This window comes from Methyloterricola oryzae (genome assembly GCF_000934725.1).
GTDB classification, from domain to species: Bacteria; Pseudomonadota; Gammaproteobacteria; order Methylococcales; family Methylococcaceae; genus Methyloterricola; species Methyloterricola oryzae.
On the sequence record NZ_JYNS01000005.1, the window covers coordinates 199,905 to 219,351 of the forward strand.

General features: G+C 59.7%; 23 protein-coding genes and 1 tRNA gene. 16 read left to right on the top strand and 8 right to left on the bottom strand.

The genetic code is table 11. The annotated features are described in order from the left end of the window. Nucleotides 1-39: 39 nt before the first annotated feature. Nucleotides 40-1,314: an amidohydrolase family protein gene (locus tag EK23_RS09380; protein ID WP_052808071.1), complete on the bottom strand. Its 1,275-nt coding sequence runs from the start codon at nucleotides 1,312-1,314 to the stop codon at nucleotides 40-42. 221 nt (nucleotides 1,315-1,535) lie between these two features. Between EK23_RS09380 and EK23_RS21660 the strand changes: the two genes are divergently transcribed. The 7 genes from EK23_RS21660 to EK23_RS09405 all read left to right on the top strand — a co-directional run bounded on the left by EK23_RS21660 (nucleotide 1,536) and on the right by EK23_RS09405 (nucleotide 5,952). Then, on the top strand, nucleotides 1,536-1,919 hold the full coding sequence (locus EK23_RS21660) for a hypothetical protein (protein WP_145998613.1): 384 nt from the start codon (nucleotides 1,536-1,538) through the stop codon (nucleotides 1,917-1,919). Then, the gene (locus EK23_RS21665) at nucleotides 1,916-2,500 is read left to right on the top strand and encodes a helix-turn-helix domain-containing protein (RefSeq protein WP_052808073.1); all 585 of its coding nucleotides are present in this window, start codon (nucleotides 1,916-1,918) and stop codon (nucleotides 2,498-2,500) included. The genes EK23_RS21660 and EK23_RS21665 overlap by 4 nt, the downstream gene beginning before the upstream one ends. 107 nt (nucleotides 2,501-2,607) lie before the next feature. Further along, the gene (locus EK23_RS23915; RefSeq protein ID WP_200892131.1) at nucleotides 2,608-2,754 is read left to right on the top strand and encodes a hypothetical protein; all 147 of its coding nucleotides are present in this window, start codon (nucleotides 2,608-2,610) and stop codon (nucleotides 2,752-2,754) included. A 115-nt stretch (nucleotides 2,755-2,869) separates the two neighbouring features. After that, entirely contained in the window at nucleotides 2,870-3,394 is a 525-nt protein-coding gene (locus tag EK23_RS09390; protein WP_045225083.1) for a cupredoxin domain-containing protein, read from the top strand. Next, nucleotides 3,391-5,010 (top strand): b(o/a)3-type cytochrome-c oxidase subunit 1, encoded by a 1,620-nt coding sequence (locus tag EK23_RS09395; RefSeq protein WP_045225084.1) that lies wholly within the window; start codon nucleotides 3,391-3,393, stop codon nucleotides 5,008-5,010. Before EK23_RS09390 ends, EK23_RS09395 begins: the two co-directional genes overlap by 4 nt. A 1-nt stretch (nucleotide 5,011) precedes the next feature. Further along, the gene (locus tag EK23_RS09400; RefSeq protein WP_045225085.1) at nucleotides 5,012-5,635 is read left to right on the top strand and encodes a c-type cytochrome; all 624 of its coding nucleotides are present in this window, start codon (nucleotides 5,012-5,014) and stop codon (nucleotides 5,633-5,635) included. Then, nucleotides 5,632-5,952 (top strand): hypothetical protein, encoded by a 321-nt coding sequence (locus EK23_RS09405; RefSeq protein ID WP_145998614.1) that lies wholly within the window; start codon nucleotides 5,632-5,634, stop codon nucleotides 5,950-5,952. The genes EK23_RS09400 and EK23_RS09405 overlap by 4 nt, the downstream gene beginning before the upstream one ends. Here the strand turns inward: EK23_RS09405 and EK23_RS09410 are convergent. From EK23_RS09410 to folB, 3 genes are read right to left on the bottom strand one after another with little or no spacing between them, the layout of a single operon-like run. Next, nucleotides 5,949-6,440 (bottom strand): glutathione peroxidase, encoded by a 492-nt coding sequence (locus EK23_RS09410; RefSeq protein WP_045225087.1) that lies wholly within the window; start codon nucleotides 6,438-6,440, stop codon nucleotides 5,949-5,951. The two genes, EK23_RS09405 and EK23_RS09410, sit on opposite strands and share 4 nt — an antisense overlap. Next, entirely contained in the window at nucleotides 6,437-6,958 is a 522-nt protein-coding gene (gene folK / locus EK23_RS09415; protein WP_045225088.1) for a 2-amino-4-hydroxy-6-hydroxymethyldihydropteridine diphosphokinase, read from the bottom strand. The genes EK23_RS09410 and folK overlap by 4 nt, the downstream gene beginning before the upstream one ends. Beyond that, a complete protein-coding gene (folB, locus tag EK23_RS09420) occupies nucleotides 6,951-7,316 on the bottom strand; it encodes a dihydroneopterin aldolase (protein WP_045225155.1) in 366 nt (121 codons plus the stop codon). The genes folK and folB overlap by 8 nt, the downstream gene beginning before the upstream one ends. A gap of 83 nt (nucleotides 7,317-7,399) precedes the next feature. On the opposite strand from folB, the gene plsY reads away from it, so the two are divergent. Beyond that, entirely contained in the window at nucleotides 7,400-7,984 is a 585-nt protein-coding gene (gene plsY / locus EK23_RS09425; protein ID WP_045225089.1) for a glycerol-3-phosphate 1-O-acyltransferase PlsY, read from the top strand. A 5-nt stretch (nucleotides 7,985-7,989) separates the two neighbouring features. Here plsY and tsaD read toward each other — a convergent pair whose 3' ends face one another. Continuing rightward, entirely contained in the window at nucleotides 7,990-9,003 is a 1,014-nt protein-coding gene (tsaD, locus tag EK23_RS09430) for a tRNA (adenosine(37)-N6)-threonylcarbamoyltransferase complex transferase subunit TsaD (RefSeq protein ID WP_045225090.1), read from the bottom strand. A gap of 116 nt (nucleotides 9,004-9,119) precedes the next feature. Between tsaD and rpsU the strand changes: the two genes are divergently transcribed. The 5 genes from rpsU (at nucleotide 9,120) to EK23_RS09455 (ending at nucleotide 13,587) form a co-directional block, all read left to right on the top strand. Further along, nucleotides 9,120-9,353 carry a 30S ribosomal protein S21 gene (gene rpsU, locus EK23_RS09435; protein WP_045225091.1) on the top strand — a complete coding sequence of 78 codons (234 nt, stop codon included), beginning with the start codon at nucleotides 9,120-9,122 and terminating at the stop codon, nucleotides 9,351-9,353. Nucleotides 9,354-9,380: 27 nt separating this feature from the next. After that, a complete protein-coding gene (locus tag EK23_RS09440; protein ID WP_097990929.1) occupies nucleotides 9,381-9,833 on the top strand; it encodes a GatB/YqeY domain-containing protein in 453 nt (150 codons plus the stop codon). Between the two features lie 60 nt (nucleotides 9,834-9,893). Continuing rightward, nucleotides 9,894-11,627: a DNA primase gene (gene dnaG, locus EK23_RS09445; protein ID WP_045225093.1), complete on the top strand. Its 1,734-nt coding sequence runs from the start codon at nucleotides 9,894-9,896 to the stop codon at nucleotides 11,625-11,627. Between the two features lie 83 nt (nucleotides 11,628-11,710). Further along, complete coding sequence (rpoD, locus tag EK23_RS09450; RefSeq protein WP_045225094.1) at nucleotides 11,711-13,504, top strand: RNA polymerase sigma factor RpoD; 1,794 nt, start codon at nucleotides 11,711-11,713, stop codon at nucleotides 13,502-13,504. A 6-nt stretch (nucleotides 13,505-13,510) separates the two neighbouring features. Then, nucleotides 13,511-13,587, top strand: a tRNA-Ile gene (locus EK23_RS09455). 23 nt (nucleotides 13,588-13,610) lie between these two features. Here EK23_RS09455 and EK23_RS22460 read toward each other — a convergent pair. From EK23_RS22460 to EK23_RS09460, 3 genes are all read right to left on the bottom strand, one after another. Next, a complete protein-coding gene (locus tag EK23_RS22460) occupies nucleotides 13,611-14,690 on the bottom strand; it encodes a tyrosine-type recombinase/integrase (protein WP_082054070.1) in 1,080 nt (359 codons plus the stop codon). Continuing rightward, nucleotides 14,576-14,923: a helix-turn-helix domain-containing protein gene (locus EK23_RS24675; protein WP_082054071.1), complete on the bottom strand. Its 348-nt coding sequence runs from the start codon at nucleotides 14,921-14,923 to the stop codon at nucleotides 14,576-14,578. The genes EK23_RS22460 and EK23_RS24675 overlap by 115 nt, the downstream gene beginning before the upstream one ends. A gap of 266 nt (nucleotides 14,924-15,189) precedes the next feature. Then, complete coding sequence (locus EK23_RS09460; RefSeq protein ID WP_158002481.1) at nucleotides 15,190-15,993, bottom strand: S24 family peptidase; 804 nt, start codon at nucleotides 15,991-15,993, stop codon at nucleotides 15,190-15,192. Between the two features lie 231 nt (nucleotides 15,994-16,224). Here EK23_RS09460 and EK23_RS09465 point away from each other — a divergent pair, with 231 nt between their 5' ends. Genes EK23_RS09465 through EK23_RS09475 form a run of 3 tightly spaced genes read left to right on the top strand, consistent with a single transcriptional unit; the run spans nucleotide 16,225 to nucleotide 19,434 of the window. Further along, the gene (locus EK23_RS09465) at nucleotides 16,225-17,064 is read left to right on the top strand and encodes a ParA family protein (protein WP_200892132.1); all 840 of its coding nucleotides are present in this window, start codon (nucleotides 16,225-16,227) and stop codon (nucleotides 17,062-17,064) included. A 2-nt stretch (nucleotides 17,065-17,066) separates the two neighbouring features. Then, on the top strand, nucleotides 17,067-18,821 hold the full coding sequence (locus EK23_RS09470; protein WP_045225097.1) for a ParB family protein: 1,755 nt from the start codon (nucleotides 17,067-17,069) through the stop codon (nucleotides 18,819-18,821). Between the two features lie 16 nt (nucleotides 18,822-18,837). Then, nucleotides 18,838-19,434: an STY4526/YPO1902 family pathogenicity island replication protein gene (locus EK23_RS09475; RefSeq protein ID WP_045225098.1), complete on the top strand. Its 597-nt coding sequence runs from the start codon at nucleotides 18,838-18,840 to the stop codon at nucleotides 19,432-19,434. Nucleotides 19,435-19,447: the final 13 nt, after the last annotated feature.

The window sequence follows — 19,447 nt, forward strand, 5'->3', positions numbered from 1 at the left end:
TGGCCGCCTTTTTGCTGGGTTCCCTTCGCGGGGAAGGCGTCAGAACAGGTTATGTATCACCCGGCCGCCTGAAATCACCAGGTCCGGATACTCCATGGGCTTGAACTGGGTAAAGGCGTTGCCACGCACTGCGATCACATCGGCTGGCGCGCCAGGCGTGAGGGTGCCGAGCTTGTCCAGTCCCCCTTCCGGGCCCAGTTCCAGTACCTTGCCGGCCTCGGAGGTGGCGGACTGGAACAGCTTTAGCACCAGTTCACCCACATCGGCACTCGGGTTCACGGTCATGTAGACGTGCAACAGGCTGTGCAGTTCCTGGGCATCGATGCCCCAGGGTATCTCGGTGTGGGCGATTTCGGCGGCATAGTGCAGCTTGGCGCCCAGGTGGACCAGTCGATGCAGGTTTTCGTGGGTACCCTGGCAGTGGGAGAAGGTGTCGACCGTGGAGAGGAAGCGGATGTCCTTGTCCACGGCTTCCTGCAACAGGTCGCGGGGTGTCGTCGGAATGAAGTCGCAAGGCACGTGCGCCAGTTCGTCAACCCCGGCGTCGATGGCCAGTGCCAGGCCCTGGGCCTCGCCGGCGTGGGCGGTCACCTTCTTGCCCAGGCGATGCGCCTCGTCCACCACCGCTTGCACGACCTCCTGGGAGGGCATCGGCCAGGGGGGCTCGGTGCTGGGCGTATGTCCCGTGGTCCAGGGCGCGCCCACTTCACCGCCCGGTTCCAGTCCGAGCTTGATGATGTTGGCGCCGCCGGCAACCAGGCTTTGCACCAGGGTCTTGGCCTCGTCGGCGGTGGCGATCTCGGCGGATACGTCACCGGTAAAGACCGGGCTGGGATAGCCGCCCTTGCCGGTGATGATGGGGCCCGCGGTCAGCAGGCGCAGGCGGCCGTCCCCGCCCGTGGGCGCCAACAAAGGGCCTCCTACGTCGCGCGCCGTGGTGACACCGTGGCGCAGGATCACATCCCGGGGGACGTTCTGGTAGGCCACATGCCCGTGAAGTTCGATGAACCCCGGCATGAGGGTAGCGTCGCCCAGGTCGATGCGCTTCTTGCAACTCTTCTTCAGTTCTTTGAAGGTACCGACTTTGACGACCTTGTCCTTTTTCAGCAAGACGGTCATTTCGGTTTGCAGGCTGACCCCATCGAACAGACGATCGGCGGCCAGGACCTGGCAAGGGGCCGGCTTCTCCGTCTTTTGGTTGTCGCTGGCGTGGTCTTCCCCTTCATGAGCGAGCAGGTTGCCGCAGCCGCCTGAAAGCAGCAGGCAGCCGAGCAGGGCTCTGGCCAGGCGGGGCGGGTTCGTGTTTCTGGTCATAATCTCTCCGGACAGGTGCTTTGGATCTTATTGAATACCGATGCGGGACGCCGCGACCCCCGGCTTACGGTAAGGCCACGTCATGGCCGGAACCGCGCGCCCCAGGCTGCCAAGTTTCGGCTGCAATCCGTTGGCTCGCCATAGGTGCTTGTATGGAATAGGTATTCCTTTCTATGCTAAACGGAGTTTTTGCCTGCAGGTGGCGAGAGAGGTTGCCGTTCGTGAGTCGTCGTTGGTGCATCAGCTCCGAGGATCTGCCGCTGGACCGCGTGGGCCAGACGCTGCGCCAGTCCCTCATGGAGGGCGTAGGGGAGGGTTCGACAAGCCTGACCCAGCTCGACGCGGGCCTGAGCTTCTTCGAGACGCGCTATGTCCCGGCACGTGATTTCGCCATCGCCAGCCGTATCGACGAGGGCGAACCGCGCCTGGTCCTGACCCTCGGGCTCGCCGGGCGATCTCGCTTTGCCGGTGCCGCTGGCGAGAACGTGGATTTCCGTGAAGCCTATGCCACCATCACCGCCTTCAATTCCAGTGTCGGCGAGCGGCAGTACGAGGCGAATCGCGCAGTGACGCAACTGCGGTTTTCCATGACTCGGCCAGGTTGAGCCGGTATTTTGGCGATGCCGCGCTGGGGCCGTTGTTCTCCGGCGGCAGAGTCAGCGTGCTGGGGTTCAGGCCCTCCTCGGCCTCAACCGGCTTGGTTGCGCGCCAGATCCTAGCCAGGGATCGGGCCGCTCCCCTCGATCACTTGTTCCTGCACGGGCAGGCGCTCAGCTTGCTGGCAGCGGAACTGGAGCCTTTGTTGGCGGGGAGGGCCAGTGTCGCGCGCTTCACCGTACGGGACAGGGACATGGCGCGCCAGGCTCGCGCCATTCTTGAGCAGGAGTTGCAGGCTCCGCCTTCAGTAGGCGATCTGGCGCGGCGCGTGGGCACCAACACCTTCAAATTGAAGCAGTTGTTCCATTATTTCTTCGGTCAGACGCCCTACGGTCTGCTGCTGCAGTTCCGCATGGAGAGCGCGTATCAAACCCTGGTATCCAGCCGTTGTCCCATACACATCGTCGCGGCGCAGGTGGGCTATGCCCATGCCAGCAATTTCAGTACTGCGTTCACCCGCTATTTCGGCGTTACGCCCGCGAGAGTCGCCCGCAACCATGGGTCCGGTCCGCCACCTGAAGGGGGCTGATACCCGCGCAGTAGGCCAGGCTTGCACGGCTCTTGACATCTACGCGGCGACAGGCTGATATGTCGCCGGTTTCATCATAAAAATAACGGTCTTTCCGGAGAGGTCCTATGTCAAATGAACATGCTGACGAGGCAGGGGAGAACACGCCCCCTGTCGGTACGTGGGTCTTGTTGTGTCTGGCCGCCTTGGGTATGACGGCGGGCTGGCTGTTCCTCTATTTTGGTGTCTTCCTGCCACGGGGTTCCGTGAGCTGAGGCGGGTTTGCCCGGTTCCGCAACGGTATCTACGAGCCCATGAATCGGCGGCGCACGGTGGCGCGCCAAGGCTTCGTGGCGCCCATACCCCGAAATCAATGACAGAGAAGACGCCATGCATATAGATATTCTTGAAAGGAAATGGTTGTACGTGGCGCTGGGCATGGTGGCCTTGTTCGTCGCCGCGATTTTCTTCACCGCCGTGGTTCGCGGCATCCATCCTCCGAGCCATGTGGAGACCATCGATTCCGCATCCCTGCACCTGAGCGAGGAGTTCGCCGAGGACAAGCTGGGCGTGCAGCCGGAATTGCTGGCGGACGGCAGCGTGCAGGTGCGCCTGGTGGCCGGCCGCTACGGTTTCTACCCGCGTGAATTCGAGATTCCCGCGCAAAAGACGATCCGCTTCCGCCTCGCCAGCATGGACGTGCTGCACGGCGTGCACATCCCCATGACGAACATGAGCACCATGGTGGTTCCGGGTTTCGTCTCCGAGATCACTACCGTGTTCCCCAAGCCCGGCGAGTACCCCTTGCTGTGCAACGAATATTGCGGCCTGGGTCATGATCACATGTGGAGCAAGATGACCGTCGTTGCCCAGGAGAACTGGCACGCGCCCACCACCGGAGGTAAGCAGCCATGATCGACGCGGCGACCAAGAAACTGAGTTTGTTCAATGCCTGGGTGGCCTTCGGGGCCTTCGCCCTGGCTTGTGTGTTTGGCATGTACCAGGTGCTGGAGCGCAGCGGCCTGGTCTCGTTCATCCAGTCTCCCGCGGTGTACTTCGCGTCGGTCAGCACCCACGGCGTCCTCATGGGCTTCGTGCTGACCACGTTCTTCATCATGGGCTTCGGCTATTACACGGCTTCTGCCAGTCTCAAGGAGCCCATCTGGAACATGCCCCTGGCCTGGGCCGGTTTCGGCATCTCCCTGGGCGGCACCGTGCTCGCGGCTATTCCGCTGCTGCTGGGCAAGGCTTCGGTGCTGTACACCTTTTATCCGCCGGTACAGGCCAACGCCCTGTTTTACATCGGCGCCACCCTGCTGGTGGTGGGGTCCTGGTTCTGGTGTGCCATCATGATCGTCATGACCGTGCGCTGGAAGAAGGCGCACCCCGGTGAGTCGGTGCCCTTGCCCATGTTCGCCACCGCCACCAATGCCATCCTGTGGCTGTGGACCAGCGCCGGTGTCGCCCTGGAAGCGGTGTTCCTGCTCCTGCCCTGGTCGCTGGGGCTGGTGGAGACCATCGACGTGGGCCTGGCGCGCACGCTGTTTGCCTGGACGCTGCATCCCATCGTGTACTTCTGGCTGATTCCGGCCTACACCGCCTTGTACTGCTATGTGCCGCAGGCGGCCGGGAGCAAGCTGTTCAGCGACGAACTGGCGCGGCTGGCCTTCCTCTTGATTCTGGTGTTCGGCCTGCCCATCGGGTTTCACCACCTCTACATGGATCCGGAGCAGGCGGCCGGCTGGAAATTCCTGCACATGGTGGGAACCTTCGCCGTGGCCGTGCCGACGCTGCTCACGGGTTTCACCGTGATTGCCTCGCTGGAGATGGCGGGGCGTAAGGCGGGGGGCAAGGGCCTGTTCGGCTGGATCGGCGCGCTGCCCTGGAAAAACCCCATGGTGCTGGCGGCCATCCTCTCTTTGCTGATGCTGTTGCTCGGCGGTTTCGGCGGCATCGTCAACGCCAGCTACGCCATGAACGCCATGGTGCACAATACGGCGTGGGTGCCGGGTCACTTTCACCTGATCTTTGCCGGTACCACGATCATCATGTACCTGGCCCTGGGCTATGCCATCTGGCCCAAGCTCTGCGGCAAGGCGCTGTTCTCCAAGGAACTGGCTCTGGTGCAGTTGTGGAGCTGGTTCATCGGCATGGTGATCATGACCACGCCCTGGCATGTGCTGGGCTTGCTCGGCCAGCCGCGTCGCATTTCCAGCGTGCATTACAACAGTGTGCTGACCCTCGCCTGGGATCCCTATGAGTTGGCCATGATCCTGGGTGGACTGGTGCTGCTGGCCTCGGCCTGCCTGTATGTGTATATCCTCTACAAGACTCAGGTGGAGGGCGTCGCCGCAGAGGCGACCGATGACAGGGCGGTGGACGCGCCGGATACCGCAGCGGTTCCGCCCTGGCTGAACAGCTTTACCGTGTGGAACTATTTGATCCTGGCGTTGATGGTGCTGAGCTACGGCATTCCCATCGCCCAGTTCTTCTTCATGAAAACCTACGACCCGACCGCCTGGGGGTACTAGCATGAAACGCGTTTTTCTCTTGGGATTGGGGTTGGGAATTTCAGCGGGCCTGCTGGCGGCGCCATCCAGCCGGGTCGCCTGGACACCGGAGCAGATCCGCTTCGTCAAGCAAGGCAATGCCGGTCATGGCAAGGAACTGGCCGCCACCTGCGCGGGCTGTCACAACGCGGAAAGCGAGTTTCCCAGCCTGGAGGGGCAACTGGCCACCTATCTGTACCGTCAGTTGCATGACTACCGCGAGGGCAGCCGCCAGGATGCGGTGATGGGACCCATGGCCCAAGGGCTCAGCGATCAGGACCTGGCCGACCTGGCGGCCTGGTATGCCGGGCAGTCGCCGCGCAGCGGCAGCGGAGCCGTGGACGATCCGACCGGTATCGTGGCCGAGGGCGACGGGCGGCGCATGGAGCCGCCCTGCATCAGCTGCCATGGTTCCAGCGGACAGGGCGAACCGGTGGACGTGCCGCGCCTGGCGGGCCAGAAGACCGCCTATCTGGAAAGAACCCTGCTCGCCTACAAGAGCGGTGCGCGGGCCAATGACATCTACTCCAGGATGCGCTTGATCGCCGGCAAACTGAGTGACACCGAGATCAAGCAGTTGGCGGCGTATTACGGAGCGGCGAAGTGAGGTGCCTGAGGCCGGTACCGGGTGTATTGCTGGCCGGGCTAGTCTCGGCCTGCGCCGCGCCTGGCTCCGGCGGCGGGGAAGCGCCACCTATGGCCTTTCACGATACCCGTCTGCAGGCGGCTTTGCTGGCCGACGACCGGGAAACTCTACGCAGGGACTTCGCCATGGCCGCTCCCCCTGGCCTGGCGGAGCGCTCCGTGGCAGCCTTCGTGCTGCCGTTCACGGCTGCCACCGAGGCGGCATTCTATCCGTTGTGGACATCCATGCAGGCGAGCACCGAGCTGGGCGCGCCGGTTCCGGGAAAGCCCTTGGACTAGGCCGGTCCGAGGGCGCTTTCGATATCGGGCTCCATGCTCTCTGGCGTGGTCACGGATCCATAGCGGCCGATCACCTCGCCTTGGCGGTCCACCAGAAATTTGGTGAAGTTCCACTTGATGGCCTCGGTTCCCAGCACGCCCGCCTTGGTCCGGGTGAGATATTGGAACAGGGGGTGGGCGTTGCTGCCGTTCACCTCCACTTTCTCCGAGAGGGTGAAACTCACGCCGTAATGGCTGTCGCAGAACTCGGCAATCTGGGCGCTGCTGCCGGGCTCCTGGCCGCCGAACTGGTTGCAGGGAAAGCCCAGGACCACGAGGCCCCGATACTTGTACTTGCGGTGCATGGCCTCGAGGCCGGCGTATTGGGGGGTAAAGCCGCATTGGCTGGCGGTATTCACGATCAGCAGCACCTTGCCCTTGAATTGCGCCAGGTCCAGGTCCTTGCCGTCCAATGTCCGGGTCTTGAAGTCATAGATGGGGGAGGTCATGTCGGTTTCTCGGTTTGATTTCGGCGCACGAGCCAAGGGGGCGTGACTTTCTGCTGCCGCGACTGGGACTTGTCGTAATCCGCCCATAGCTCGCCGCAGGTTCGGCCCAGCACCGGGTGCACCAGATTTGGTGCGATTTCCGCCAACGGTTCCAGCATGAACGCATACTCCGACAGCTCAGGGCGGGGGAGGTTCAGCTTACCTTCCCGCAGGACCAGATCGCCGTAGAGGATTAGGTCGATATCCAGGGTTCGCGGCGCGAATTTCTTCGCATCGCGGGTGCGGCCGTGACGGTCCTCGATCTCTGACAGCCTGGCCGCAACCTGTTGTACCGGCAACTCGGTGCGAAACCCCACCACCAGGTTGTAGAACGGGTCTCCCTCAAATCCGACCGCCTCGCTTTCGTAGACGCCGGAAACGCTCAGCGCGCCGAAGATGTCTTCCAGGTCCGCGAGCGCGCCGGGGATATGGATGTCCCTATCCACGTTGCTGCCGATGCTGAGGTAAACCTCAACCATGGCAGGTTCTCTCGCCCCGCTCGATGATGATGCCCACGTCGCTTGCGCCGCTGATGGCACCCTTCTTGTTCAGGGTCAGCCGCACCCAGGGCACCTTGAAATCCGAGATCAAAATATCGCAGATGCGTTCCGCCAGCGTTTCCACCAGAAAAAAAGAACTGCCTTCCACGAAGCTGATTATGCTCTTGGAGACGGCCTTGTAGTCCAGGGTGTCCTCGATCGCGTCGGAAGCGGCGGCCTTGCGGATGTCGCAGGCCATCTCCAGGTCGAGCACGACGGTCTGCCTGATCTTGCGTTCCCAGTCATAGATGCCGATGACTGTCTCGATCTGTAGGCCCCGCAGAAATATAATGTCCATCATCTATCCGGTCGGTTTGGTCTGTTTGAAATTGGTATCACAGAACTCCGGCGCACTTCAACTTTACGTAAGAGATTTGACGCATGCTGCAGTGGTTTCTGGTCCCGTTCGCCTACCTGCTGGGATCGCTCTCCAGCGCCGTCATCGTGAGCCGCTTGCTGCAGCTTCCGGACCCCCGCGAGGAGGGTTCGAAAAATCCCGGCGCCACCAACGTGCTGCGACTGGGCGGCAAGAAGGCCGCCGTCATCACCCTCTTGGGAGACATGTTCAAGGGGTTGATACCCTTGCTCGTGGCCAAGGGCCTGGACGCGCCGGTGGAAATTCTGGCGGCGGCGGGCGTCGCGGCCTTCCTCGGGCATTTGTATCCCGTGTTCTTCGGTTTCCGTGGCGGCAAGGGCGTAGCCACCGCCTTGGGCGTGCTGCTGGGATACTCCTGGGTCACCGGCACTGCCGTGCTCGTCACCTGGCTGGTGGTGGCCTACTTCTCCCGGATGTCGTCGCTGTCGGCCCTGATCGCGGCGGCTCTGGCGCCGGTGTATGTGGGCTGGTGGCTGGGGGGCTTGCCGCTGGTTTCGGCGACGGTCCTGATGAGCGCCTTGCTGATCTGGCGCCACCGTGAAAACATTGCGCGCATCCGGCGCGGCGAGGAGTCCCGCATCGGCCGCTGAATCGGTCAAGGCGGACTGAGTTCGTCCAACGGCCAACGCGGCCGCACGAAGACATCGGCTTGCGCCGATTGTTCGCCGAGCAGCCGCTGACAGCCGGCGAAGGCGATCATGGCTCCGTTGTCGGTGCAAAACTCCATGCGCGGGAAGTGGACGGTGAATCCGTCCTGCGCGCCCGCCCGTTCCAGTTTCTCGCGCATCAGCCGGTTCGCGCTGACTCCGCCGGCCGCCACCAGTCGCTTCAGCCCCGTCTGCTTCAGCGCGCGTCGGCATTTGATCAGCAGTGTGTCCACCACGGCTTCCTGGAAGGCATGGGCTACATCGGCCTTGTCATGCGCTGTGCCCGGAGACTGCGCCAGGGTGGTGAGGGTGTGGGTCTTGAGGCCGCTGAAGCTGAAGTCCAGCCCCGGCCGGTCGGTCATTGGGCGAGGAAAAACAAAGCGCCCCGGAGTGCCCCCCTCGGCCAGCCTGGCCAGGGCGGGGCCCCCGGGATAGCCCAGGCCCAGCATTTTCGCGGTCTTGTCGAAGGCTTCCCCGGCGGCGTCGTCCACCGATTCGCCCAGTGTCTGATAGGCACCGATTCCATCCACCCGTACCAGCAGCGTGTGGCCGCCCGATACCAGCAGGGCGATGAAGGGAAACGGCGGCGGATCGGGCTCGAGGAGGGGAGCGAGCAAATGCCCTTCCATGTGGTGCACCGGCATGGCGCGAATACCCCAGGCCCAGGCGAGGCTGCGCGCCACGGAAGCGCCTACCATCAGCGCGCCGATGAGACCGGGACCCGCCGTGTATGCGATGGCGTCGATCTCCTCGCGTCGGGTCTGTGAATCGGACAACAAGGATCGCAGGAGCGGGACCAACTTGCGGATATGGTCGCGCGAGGCCAGTTCCGGCACCACCCCTCCGTACTCGGCATGGATCGCCACCTGGCTGTAGAGGGTATGTGCCAGGAGGCCTTGTTCGGAGTCGTAGAGGGCGACCCCGGTTTCGTCGCAGGATGTCTCGATGCCCAGCACTTTCATGGTGGTTTCTGCTTTTGCTTTATGAATGGAGGCGAGTATAATCGCGGGTTTGATTATCAGGGTAGCCCCAAATTGGGGTGCGTAGAAATTTTTTCAGTTATTTATCGGGAAGTTACATGCCGTCCATCAGAATCCGTGAGAACGAGCCTTTCGAAATCGCTATTCGCCGCTTCAAACGTGCCTGCGAGAAAGCCGGGGTTTTGTCCGAGGTTCGCCGCAGAGAGTTTTACGAGAAGCCCACCGAAGAGCGTAAGCGCAAGGCCGCCGCGGCAGTCAAGCGTCACCTGAAGAAACTTTCCCGAGAGCGCTTTGCCCTGCAGAACTTGCGCAAGGGCCGTCCTACGCCCTGATTCCCCTGCGTCGAGCGGATGTGAGTCATGAGTGACATGTCGCTTAAACAACGCATACAGGACGATATGAAGTCCGCCATGAAGGCCGGAGAGAAGGACCGGTTGGGCGTGATCCGCCTGATCATGGCCGCCATCAAGCAACGCGAGGTGGATGAGCGCATCCAACTGGACGACGCTCAGGTGCTGGCGGTGCTGGACAAGATGGTGAAGCAGCGCCGCGAGTCCATCGCGCAGTACACCAAGGCAGGCCGAAACGACCTGGCCGATGTGGAAGCCGCCGAAGTGGCCGTGATCCAGGATTATCTGCCTCAAGCACTCAGCGACGCGGAAATCGATGCCCTGATCCGATCCGCCGTGGCGGAGACGTGCGCGTCCGCCATCGGCGATATGGGCAAGGTCATGGCGCTGTTGAAACCGCAGATGCAAGGGCGCGCAGATATGGCAGCGGTCAGTGCGCGTATCAAAGCCATGCTGGGGTGATTCTGTCCTTTTCGGTGACGGCAACGTGCCGTTCTTCTGAGTGCTGCCTGCCTAGGCGCGATGGCCGGTAAGATCCCGCGCGCCTTTATCGAAGATCTCGTTGCGCGTATCGACTTGGTCGACCTCATCGATGCGCGCATCCCCCTAAAAAGATCTGGCGCCAATTACAGCGCCCGTTGCCCATTCCATTCGGAAAAGACACCAAGCTTCAGTGTCAGCCGCGAAAAGCAGTTCTACCACTGCTTTGGTTGCGGCGCCCATGGCAACGCAATCAATTTCCTGATGGAGTACGACCGGCTTTCCTTCGTCGAGGCGGTGGAGTGGCTGGCGGATTCCGCAGGCCTGTCGGTTCCGGTAGAGAGCGAGGGGAGGGGAGTCAGGCAAGAAGAGCAAGGGCCGGCGCTGCAGGGGCTTTATGAGGTTCAGGAAAAGGCCGCCCGGTTTTACGCCGCGCAGTTGCGCGCTCACCCCGGAGGTGAGCGGGCCGTGGCCTATCTGAAAGAGCGTGGACTCGAAGGTGAAACTGCCCGCCGATTTCTGGTTGGTTACGCGCCACCTGGCTGGCGTAGCCTGCCTGAAAACCTGGGCTCCCCGGAGCAGCTTCTCGCGGCGGGGCTTGCGATACGTAATGAGCAGGGCGGCATCTATGACCGCTTCCGCGATCGCATCATGTTTCCCATCCGTGACCGGCGCGGCCGCGTCATTGCCTTCGGCGGGCGCGTTCTGGGCGAGGGTACGCCGAAATATCTCAACTCGCCGGAGACCGCTGTGTTCGTCAAGCACCGTGAGCTCTACGGTCTGCACGAGCTGCTGGCCGCGCTGCGCAAGCCCGAACGCATCCTCGTGGCGGAGGGTTACATGGACGTGATTTCCCTGGCCCAGGCCGGCGTCATCAACGCGGTCGCGACATTGGGCACCGCCACCTCGGCAGAGCACGTCAAGACTCTGTTTCGTTTCTGCCGTGAGGTCATCTTTTGCTTTGATGGCGACCGGGCCGGCCACAGCGCCGCCTGGAAGGCGCTGGATGCATCGCTGCCGGCCATGCGTGAGGGCCGCTCGGTACGTTTTCTGATGCTGCCGGATGGTCAGGATCCCGATAGTCTGGTTCAGGCGGAGGGCAAGGCGGAGTTTGAGAGACGCATGGATGCCGCGGCACCGCTCTCGGACTATTTTTTTGCGCAACTGGCGGAGCGCCATGAGCTGGGTGCCATGGAAGGGCGGGCCGCCCTGATCGGGGAGGCCAAGCCCCTGTTGGAGAAGCTGCCGGAGAGTGTTTATCGCGACATGATGTACGAGCGCCTGGGTGACCTCGCTGGCCGCAGTCAAGTCCCGATCGGTTCAAAATCGACTAAGCTTGAGCGGAAGCCCGGACTGGGTCGGACTGAGCGGACCCGGCCCTCCGCCCTCCGCGTCTTGGTGGCTCTGCTGTTGCAGCGCCCATCCCTAGTCAGCCAAATCGATGACCCTGCCCGAACCAGTTTGGTGCGGCTTGAGAAAGGCGGCACCTTGATTTCCAAATTGCTCGCCCTCATAAATGAAAAGCCGGATATCACCGCCGGCGGCATAGTCGAGCGGTTCCGTGGCGACGCGGAGGAAAATCAGGTCAAGGCGCTGCTGGTCTGGGACGCCATGATCCCGCCGGAAGGTGTCGAAGCAGAGTTCGGTGACGCGCTTCGGAAAGTCTTGAAGCAGGAGCAAAAAGACAGGCTGGATGCGCTATTGAGCAAGGTCGAGCAAACAAAATTGAGCGCCGAGGAACTTGAGGAAATGAAAGCGCTCCTAGCCGACCGATGATATCAGGGATTGCTGATCGGGATTTATAAGGTATCATATAAGGTTCCGTTTTACGGTAAATCAGTACAGGCGCGAGTCAGTTGATGAATCAAGAACAGCAGCAGTCCCAGCTCAAAGAACTCATTGCCAAAGGCAAGATGCAAGGTTTTCTCACTTATTCGGAAGTGAACGACCATTTGCCCAGCGACATTGTGGACCCCGAGCAGATGGAAGATATCATCGGGATGATCAACGACATGGGCATCGAAGTGCATGAGGACGCGCCCGATACCGACCTGATTCAAGACGCCGCCGTCGTGACCGACGATGACGAGGACGAAGCCGCCGAGGTGGCGGCCGCCCTGGCATCCGTCGACGCCGAATTGGGGCGCACCACCGACCCCGTGCGCATGTACATGCGCGAAATGGGCACCGTGGAACTGCTGACGCGCGAAGGCGAGCTGAGCATCGCCAAACGCATCGAGGAGGGTTTGAACCAGGCTGCGCGGGAGTTGGTGCGCTTTTCCGCCTCCATGGAGCATTTCATCAAGGCCTTCGACCGCATCGAGACGGGCGAAATCCGCTTGTCCGACCTGATCTCCGATTTCTTCGATCCCAATGCCTCTGACGGCGTGGTGCTGGATGAAGAATCCGATACCGAGCTTCTGGAGGAGGCCGAGAGCGGTCCGGATCCCGAGATGGTGCGGGAGAAGCTTGAGGTCTTCAAGAAGCAATACAAGACCGCCATCAATGCGCAGCACAAGTACGGCTGCCATCACGAGCGCGCGCAGAAAGCCTACGATGCGCTGGCCGAGAGTTTCCTGGAGTTCAAGAAGACCCCCCAGTTCTTCAAGGAACTGACGGACATCCTCCACTCGGCGGTGGAGCGTGTGCGCGAGCAGGAGCGCATCATCATGGAACTGGCGGTGCACAGGTCGAGAATGCCCCGCGCCGAGTTTCTCAAGACCTTTATAGGCTCGGAGGCGCAGGGTGACTGGCTGGATACCCAGTTGGCGACTACGTCCGAGTATACGCAGACCTTGGCAGTTCATGCTGACGACATCCGCCGCGCGCAGCAGCGTCTTGCGCAGATCGAAAAGGAGAACAGCCTCAGCATCGGCGAGATCAAGGAAATCTACCGGCGCATGTCCGTGGGTGAGACCCAGGCACGCCTTGCCAAGAAGGAAATGATCGAGGCAAACTTGCGTTTGGTGATCTCCATCGCGAAGAAGTACACGAACCGCGGTCTGCAGTTCCTTGACCTGATTCAGGAAGGTAACATCGGCCTCATGAAGGCGGTGGACAAATTCGAGTATCGCCGCGGTTACAAGTTTTCTACCTATGCGACCTGGTGGATTCGCCAGGCGATCACGCGTTCGATTGCCGATCAGGCGCGCACCATCCGCATTCCCGTGCACATGATCGAGACGATCAACAAGCTGAACCGTATTTCCCGGCAGATGTTGCAGGAAATGGGGCGCGAGCCTACCCCCGAGGAGCTGGCGGAACGCATGGAAATGCCGGAAGATAAGGTACGCAAAGTTCTCAAAATCGCCAAGGAACCGATCTCTATGGAAACGCCGATCGGTGACGACGAGGACTCCCACTTGGGGGACTTCATCGAGGATTCGCGGGTCATGTCGCCGGTCGAGTCGGCTACGGTGGCCGGTCTGCGGGAGACCACCCAACAGGTGCTCGCGGGTTTGACCGCGCGCGAAGCGAAGGTGCTGCGCATGCGATTCGGCATCGACATGAACACCGACCACACTCTGGAAGAGGTAGGCAAGCAGTTCGACGTGACCCGCGAGCGCATCCGCCAGATCGAGGCCAAGGCACTGCGCAAGCTGCGCCATCCTTCCCGCTCGGAGCAACTCAAGAGCTTCCTTGATCTGGAGTAATGTTTCGGGCCCTTAGCTCAGTTGGTTAGAGCAGGGGACTCATAATCCCTTGGTCCAAGGTTCAAGTCCTTGAGGGCCCACCATTTTATCAATTTATAACAAGGGGTTACGCGGCGCGTAACTCCTTTTTCTTTCTCGCTTTCTGGGTTGCGTGACCAGATTGTGACAACCCATCCAGCACGGCTACCGCCGCACGGATGTTTTCGGGAGCAAGGTGAGCATAACGCTCCGTCATTTTTACGGTGCTGTGCCCAAGAAGGTCGCGCACTTCTGTCAGAGGTACGCCGGCGGACACTAACCATGCTGCGCACGTATGGCGAAGATCATGGATCCGAAAATCGCTTATCCCTGTTAGCTCACACGCTCGCCAGAATCCCTTTTTCAGGCTCCCAAGTCTCTCGCCAAAGCGATTGCAGAATACCCACTGACTATCTGGGCAATGTTGAGCACGAAATCTTGCGCGCTCTAAAATAACCCGGAACGCTTCATCGTTTAGCGGTACTGAACGTCGACGGTTAGATTTCGTATGTTCAGCTTCCAAGACTATAAGACGTGCCCCAAGGTCCACGCGCCGCCATTCAAGCCCGAGTATCTCTTGGCTGCGACACCCGGTATTCAGAGCAAGGCGAATAAACGCGCTTAGGTGAGGAGCCTTTCGGAGTTCACTGGCAGCTTGAATGAGGCGTCCAGCATCCTCTGGTGTTAACCACCTAACGCGCCCTTCTGGTTCCTTGAGTTTTCGACCCGATACCGGATTGGGAATATCCCACTCACACTCTTTCCTAGCCCAGTTAATGGCGCTGGACAACAGAGCCAATTCCCTATTGACTGTAGAATTAGACACCAGTGCTTTTCGAGATGCGATATAGCCTCGAACGTCTGTCGGTCCCAGATCGTCCATGGTACGTCCACCAAAAAATCCCCTTAGTCTGGTGGTGCGCTGTAGGTCCTTTAGGTGACTCTTTTTGGTGTCCGTCGCCATCAGATAGGCGAGCATTAGCTCATCAAATGTCCTTGCCGGTTGCTCATTCCACTGCTTAAGTCTGTAGGTCTCCAACTTCCATTTTGCTTCTAAGGCGTCGGCTTCCTTTCGGTCCGACGTTCCAGTAGAGCGTCTAACTCTCTTGCCGCTCGGGTCGGCGTAGGATGCCCACCAAATCGGACTATCTTTACGTTTGTATGGCATGTGCTTTTCTCCTGCCGCACATCCCCCGCGCACTGATTATTATGCCGGGACTGCAGTTGGCTTTCTATCCAAGACCGCACAGAGTGCGCGGGAACACGGACGGTGCGACCCACCTTAACTGCGGGAATGTCGCCTCGATCAATCATTCTCCGTACCGTTCGGGTCGAAAGTCCTCCCAATTGACGTGCTGTTTCAACGATGCTCCAAAGCAATGGTTCGGTCGTGGTTTCCATTCTGAATTCCTGTGCCGTTGTTGACGGAACTGGAGGGTCGAACGCATTAAAATACCTTAATGGTGTTTATGTCAACGAGAATAGGCTTTTAATTTCGTTCTATTGGATACCTTTATCCGGTGTGAGCCAAAAAGTGCCCTCCTAGGCGGGCTAGGCGACTTAGCTTGCGCTGAGGTGATCGTTTGACGCGTAAGACTTTATTGCAATTGGGGTAGTCTGCAGTGGCGTCAACTCGCAGGAGCTTTAAAGTACGTGAGGAGTCGGATTCAAACGGGCTCCCCTTTGAAAATCACTACGCCAAGTATGCGTGTGTTCTCATCGAGATCGACAAAGGGGGTGGGCCACGTCGGATTGCTGGCTTTCAGATAAAGGCGTCCTGCTTCAACAATCAGTTGTCGCAGCATGACTTGGCTGTGTTTGCTGGATTTGGCAACCACAAACCTTCCGTGCTCGGGCTTTCTGTCGGGATCGACAAATATGTATTCCTGTTCGTTGAACAAGGGTTCCATTGTGACGCCGCGCACTCGCATAGCAAAGGTCTTGGTGCTACACGGCACCGGGCATAGAAGTTTTTCCTGAGCCAACATGCCTATACCTCCGTTGTTCAGTGTCCATGCCTCCGCCATATCCCAGGGAATAATCGGCACTGGCCGAAGTTGACAATCGAACGGCTGGACGTTGGAAGAGCCTGCAGCAGGTTTTGGGCCGCGGGCCGCTTGTTTTGGACGTTGATCGGTTGTCGAGTAGTCGACAAAGTCATGAATCAGGTCCATCCATCCATCGGGCCTTCCTGTTAGCTCCTCGATGCGCTTCGCCAAGTTTCGGCCCACATTTCGGTGGTTCTTAGGGTTTGAGTTAAAAACCCGAGAAATCTGCGAAGGCTGAAGATCTAGTGCTTTTGAAAGGTTGACGCTGAGCCCACCAAATTCATGATTAATAATCCAAAATAAGTTCTGACGCCTAATCTCTTCGATGCGAATGCCGGCAAGAGGAAGCTTAAGCTCCATTCCGGATGTGCCTCTTCCTGGTTTTTTTGTTGACAATATAAAACCCTCGATGGTATTTTTCAACTGTGCCCGCATTTCATTTTGCGGCGTCGCTGATGATCACCTCAGTTGTGTCGCCACGTGACAACATTGCTCCGAAGTTAGAGAGTATCGCGCCTAGCCGGGATGATTTAAAGGTTTTGGCACGTCAGATCGAAAGGGGCACGGCCTAGGAAAGATCCGTGCCTTGGTGGTATTCACTCAAGGGCCACGAATTCGTCTTGATTCATAGTCCGCAGCGCAGGGGGAAACGTGATGATCGCTGTCACGATCGCGAGTACCAAAGGAGGGGTAGGGAAGACCACATTGACGGCCAATTTTGCCGCATTTCTCGCGGATCTCGGACAAAAGGTGTTGATGATCGACGCCGATCCGCAGCCGACCCTGTCTAGTTATTTCCCGCTACGCCTTACCGCCGAGGGCGGTCTCGTTCAATTGATGCTCGACGCGACCGCAAACGGTGTGATCAGCCAGACTGAAATCGAAGGTCTCGATCTGATTTACTCAAATGACCCGGAAGGGAAGCTTTGGGACTGGATTCGGGATGCCGTGGATGGCCGCGTGCGACTGAAGCATCTTCTGCAGCGCCCCGCGTTTGCCAACTACGATTTCATCTTTATCGATACCCAGGGCGCCGTCGGGCCCTTGCAGGATGCCGCCGTCGCAGCGGCGGATTTGCTGCTTTCACCGATTCCCCCCGAACTACTCTCTGCGCGCGAGTTCGTGCGCGGAACTGTCGCCATGCTGGACAGGCTCCGGCCCATGGCGTATCTGGGGGCGCCAATTGGTCCTCTGCGTGGCGTGATCTACCGCAAGGACCGCACCACTGACGCCCGGCGTATCGTCGAGGAATTACGCAGCGAATCGTACCTTCCCAGCAAAGGTTCCATCACCATCCTGGATACGGTAATTCCAGCATCTGTTGTTTACCGCGAAGCGGCAACATTTAAGACTCCGGTGCACCGGCTGCAGGTCAAGCGACGCGGCAACGCCCCAAGCGCTCTCGAGATACTGCAGGCGCTAACAGCAGAATTGTTTCCTCACCTGCGGAAACCTATGGCGGAACGGGCCGCCCTGCGAACGGAGGGCATTTGATCATGGCAAAGAAAACTGCCGATATCAAAGGGCTGCTTTTGGAAGGACATTTCGGTCCGAGCCGGAGCCTGCCAATCTCCGAACCCATCGCGCTGACGTCGATGGTCGTCGATATCGACAAGATTAAACCTTACGATCGCAATCCACGGCGTGAACCTAATCATGTCTATGCGCAGATCAAGGCATCCATCCGCTCCCGCGGCATGGACGCACCCTTGCGGATAACGCGGCGTCCAGGTGAGGAACTTTATATCATCGCAGCGGGCGGTAACACTCGACTGGCCATCCTAAAGGAATTATGGGGCGAAACCGGAAATCCCCAGTTCCGGCAAGTTCACTGCTTGTTCGCGCCATGGAATTCGGAAAGCGAGGTGCTCAGCGGGCACCTGGTGGAGAATGAACTGCGCGGTGATCTGCTGCTCATCGACAAGGCCATGGCCTTGCTGGATCTGCGCGAACAGATAGAGACCGAAGAGGGGCATCGCCTTACACGCAGCGAGTTTCTCAGGCGTCTGGATGCAATCGGTTACCACGTCTCACGCCGGCAGATGGCGCGCTACGAATATGCCTGCGAGGTGCTGGAGCCGGTCATTCCCATCGCCCTGCGCGGGGAGGAAGGTTCCGGCGGTATGAGCGGCCGCGATATTGATCGCATTCATGACCTGGAAAATGCCTACCGGGCATTTTTCTCTTCGGTGCCCGAACACAGACGCCCGGCTCTTGAGCCCCTGTGGGCCGACGCGCTGGCCCAGCGAGACGACCTGCATCTGTCCCTGAACCTGGAGGGAGTGAGGCGCGTACTGGACCAACGTATCGCCACGTTGATCGATGAAGCAGCCCATGTGATCGCGATGGGTGTAGATGCCTTGCTCTACAACGGATCTGAATGGGGTGAAGCCGAGGAGGCAGCCGCACCGTCTGTGACTGACTCACGAGATCAGACAGATGCCCCCACTGTCGCCGCCGCTGGCGTGCCTTCGACTGCGTCTCCGGAAGAATTGTACGAGGTTGAACCAGAATCGGGCGGATCAAATGGCTTTCGATCCAACGAGGATCAGGAAGCGGATCACGTACAAGACGACCAGGTAGGAGCTGATGGTAAGCAAAGCGGTAATTTCGCTCAGCCCGACGATACCGTACCGATGGCTGAGACATCGGAATTGGCGGCAGCAGCGGAAAGCATAGCTTCCTCATCAGTGTCGGGACCCGATGACGACGACTTCCTCAACTCGCTTTTCGCAGAGGCCCATGCCCACCTCCCCAAAGAAAACGATCTCAAATCCTTGCGCAGCCGCTGTTTCATCATCGCCCTGCGGATCGGAAACGCCTTTGGCCTTGATGGTCTGATCCAAGCGGCGCCCGCCGGCCTGGGCTTTTTCGTGGACCTCCCCACAGAAATGCAGGCCAAGGCCATAGAGTGCGATGAAGCCGCCTGGTGTGCTTGGTGGTGGCTGTTTGGATTGTCAGAACAGACCTTAAGTGTCGAACGTACCAAGCTGGCGCCAGCCGATTTTAGCCTCTGCCGCTTGTTGGAAGACGGCGAGGATGATGAGAATCGGCTGTTCGAACTTGTCGGCTTGCCTGCGAGCGCCACCTTGCTGCCACACTACCTGCTGTCGTCGCCCAAGCCATCCGATTCCACTTTCCGCGATTTGTTGTTGCTCGCAGAGAGCTGTCGGACCTTAAAAAAGGTCTTCTCGGAATCCTTGCTTTGGCACTGCCCCACCCTCGAGCAACTGCGCGATTGGACGAAATGAGTTATTGGAGACGACGATGGAGAGAGTTCAAGCCGATCTTGCCCTTCAAGTTTTGATCTATGCTGCCCGTCTCACAGATGGGCTGTCGGATCATGCCGCCCGCTTCGGAATCAAACGCGACCAGTTGGATCGGCTGCGTGCCATTCCCTTCGGCGAATTGCCTGAATTCGTTCAATGCCTGCGTAACAACACCATCATGATCCAGTTTGACCCGGCGTCGCTGGATTCCGCATTTATGAGTCATCAGCGGCGCAGCGCGGAACGGGAGCTTCGCGATGAGCTGATACGAGCTGGCGCCTCCTACCCGACCATGTCCGAGTTGTTTGGCCTGGACAATCCCACGTTCACCAGTTTGCGCAAGCAATTTGATCTGCCAGAGAGCATTGGCCGGCCCAAACGGCCGGAGGAGGAGCGCCAGATGGAAATCTGGAAGGCCTGGCAAGCGAGCGGCACGGACAATCCGGCACTGCGCCTTCTGGAGATGCACCGGATAACGGGCGTTGAAGTCAGAGTCATCGCGTCCCTCATCAAGAGCTGGGAGGATGGCGCGGATGCGCCAGACCTTGGGAAGGCCACTGATCGGGAGCAGGGAAAGAACGTAAAAAACCCATGAATTCGTTGTGGGT

Bases quoted from the DNA above. Each gene is read 5' to 3' on its own strand.
- EK23_RS09380 (WP_052808071.1), bottom strand. From the start codon at position 1,314: ATGACCAGAAACACGAACCCGCCCCGCCTGGCCAGAGCCCTGCTCGGC.
- tsaD (WP_045225090.1), bottom strand. From the start codon at position 9,003: ATGAAAGTGCTGGGCATCGAGACATCCTGCGACGAAACCGGGGTCGCC.
- folB (WP_045225155.1), bottom strand. From the start codon at position 7,316: ATGGACATTATATTTCTGCGGGGCCTACAGATCGAGACAGTCATCGGC.
- EK23_RS09390 (WP_045225083.1), top strand. From the start codon at position 2,870: ATGCATATAGATATTCTTGAAAGGAAATGGTTGTACGTGGCGCTGGGC.
- plsY (WP_045225089.1), top strand. From the start codon at position 7,400: ATGCTGCAGTGGTTTCTGGTCCCGTTCGCCTACCTGCTGGGATCGCTC.
- folK (WP_045225088.1), bottom strand. From the start codon at position 6,958: ATGGTTGAGGTTTACCTCAGCATCGGCAGCAACGTGGATAGGGACATC.
- EK23_RS09440 (WP_097990929.1), top strand. From the start codon at position 9,381: ATGAGTGACATGTCGCTTAAACAACGCATACAGGACGATATGAAGTCC.
- dnaG (WP_045225093.1), top strand. From the start codon at position 9,894: ATGGCCGGTAAGATCCCGCGCGCCTTTATCGAAGATCTCGTTGCGCGT.
- EK23_RS22460 (WP_082054070.1), bottom strand. From the start codon at position 14,690: ATGCCATACAAACGTAAAGATAGTCCGATTTGGTGGGCATCCTACGCC.
- EK23_RS09400 (WP_045225085.1), top strand. From the start codon at position 5,012: ATGAAACGCGTTTTTCTCTTGGGATTGGGGTTGGGAATTTCAGCGGGC.
- EK23_RS09410 (WP_045225087.1), bottom strand. From the start codon at position 6,440: ATGACCTCCCCCATCTATGACTTCAAGACCCGGACATTGGACGGCAAG.
- rpsU (WP_045225091.1), top strand. From the start codon at position 9,120: ATGCCGTCCATCAGAATCCGTGAGAACGAGCCTTTCGAAATCGCTATT.
- EK23_RS09395 (WP_045225084.1), top strand. From the start codon at position 3,391: ATGATCGACGCGGCGACCAAGAAACTGAGTTTGTTCAATGCCTGGGTG.
- EK23_RS23915 (WP_200892131.1), top strand. From the start codon at position 2,608: ATGTCAAATGAACATGCTGACGAGGCAGGGGAGAACACGCCCCCTGTC.
- EK23_RS09465 (WP_200892132.1), top strand. From the start codon at position 16,225: ATGATCGCTGTCACGATCGCGAGTACCAAAGGAGGGGTAGGGAAGACC.
- EK23_RS24675 (WP_082054071.1), bottom strand. From the start codon at position 14,923: ATGGAAACCACGACCGAACCATTGCTTTGGAGCATCGTTGAAACAGCA.
- EK23_RS09475 (WP_045225098.1), top strand. From the start codon at position 18,838: ATGGAGAGAGTTCAAGCCGATCTTGCCCTTCAAGTTTTGATCTATGCT.
- rpoD (WP_045225094.1), top strand. From the start codon at position 11,711: ATGAATCAAGAACAGCAGCAGTCCCAGCTCAAAGAACTCATTGCCAAA.
- EK23_RS09470 (WP_045225097.1), top strand. From the start codon at position 17,067: ATGGCAAAGAAAACTGCCGATATCAAAGGGCTGCTTTTGGAAGGACAT.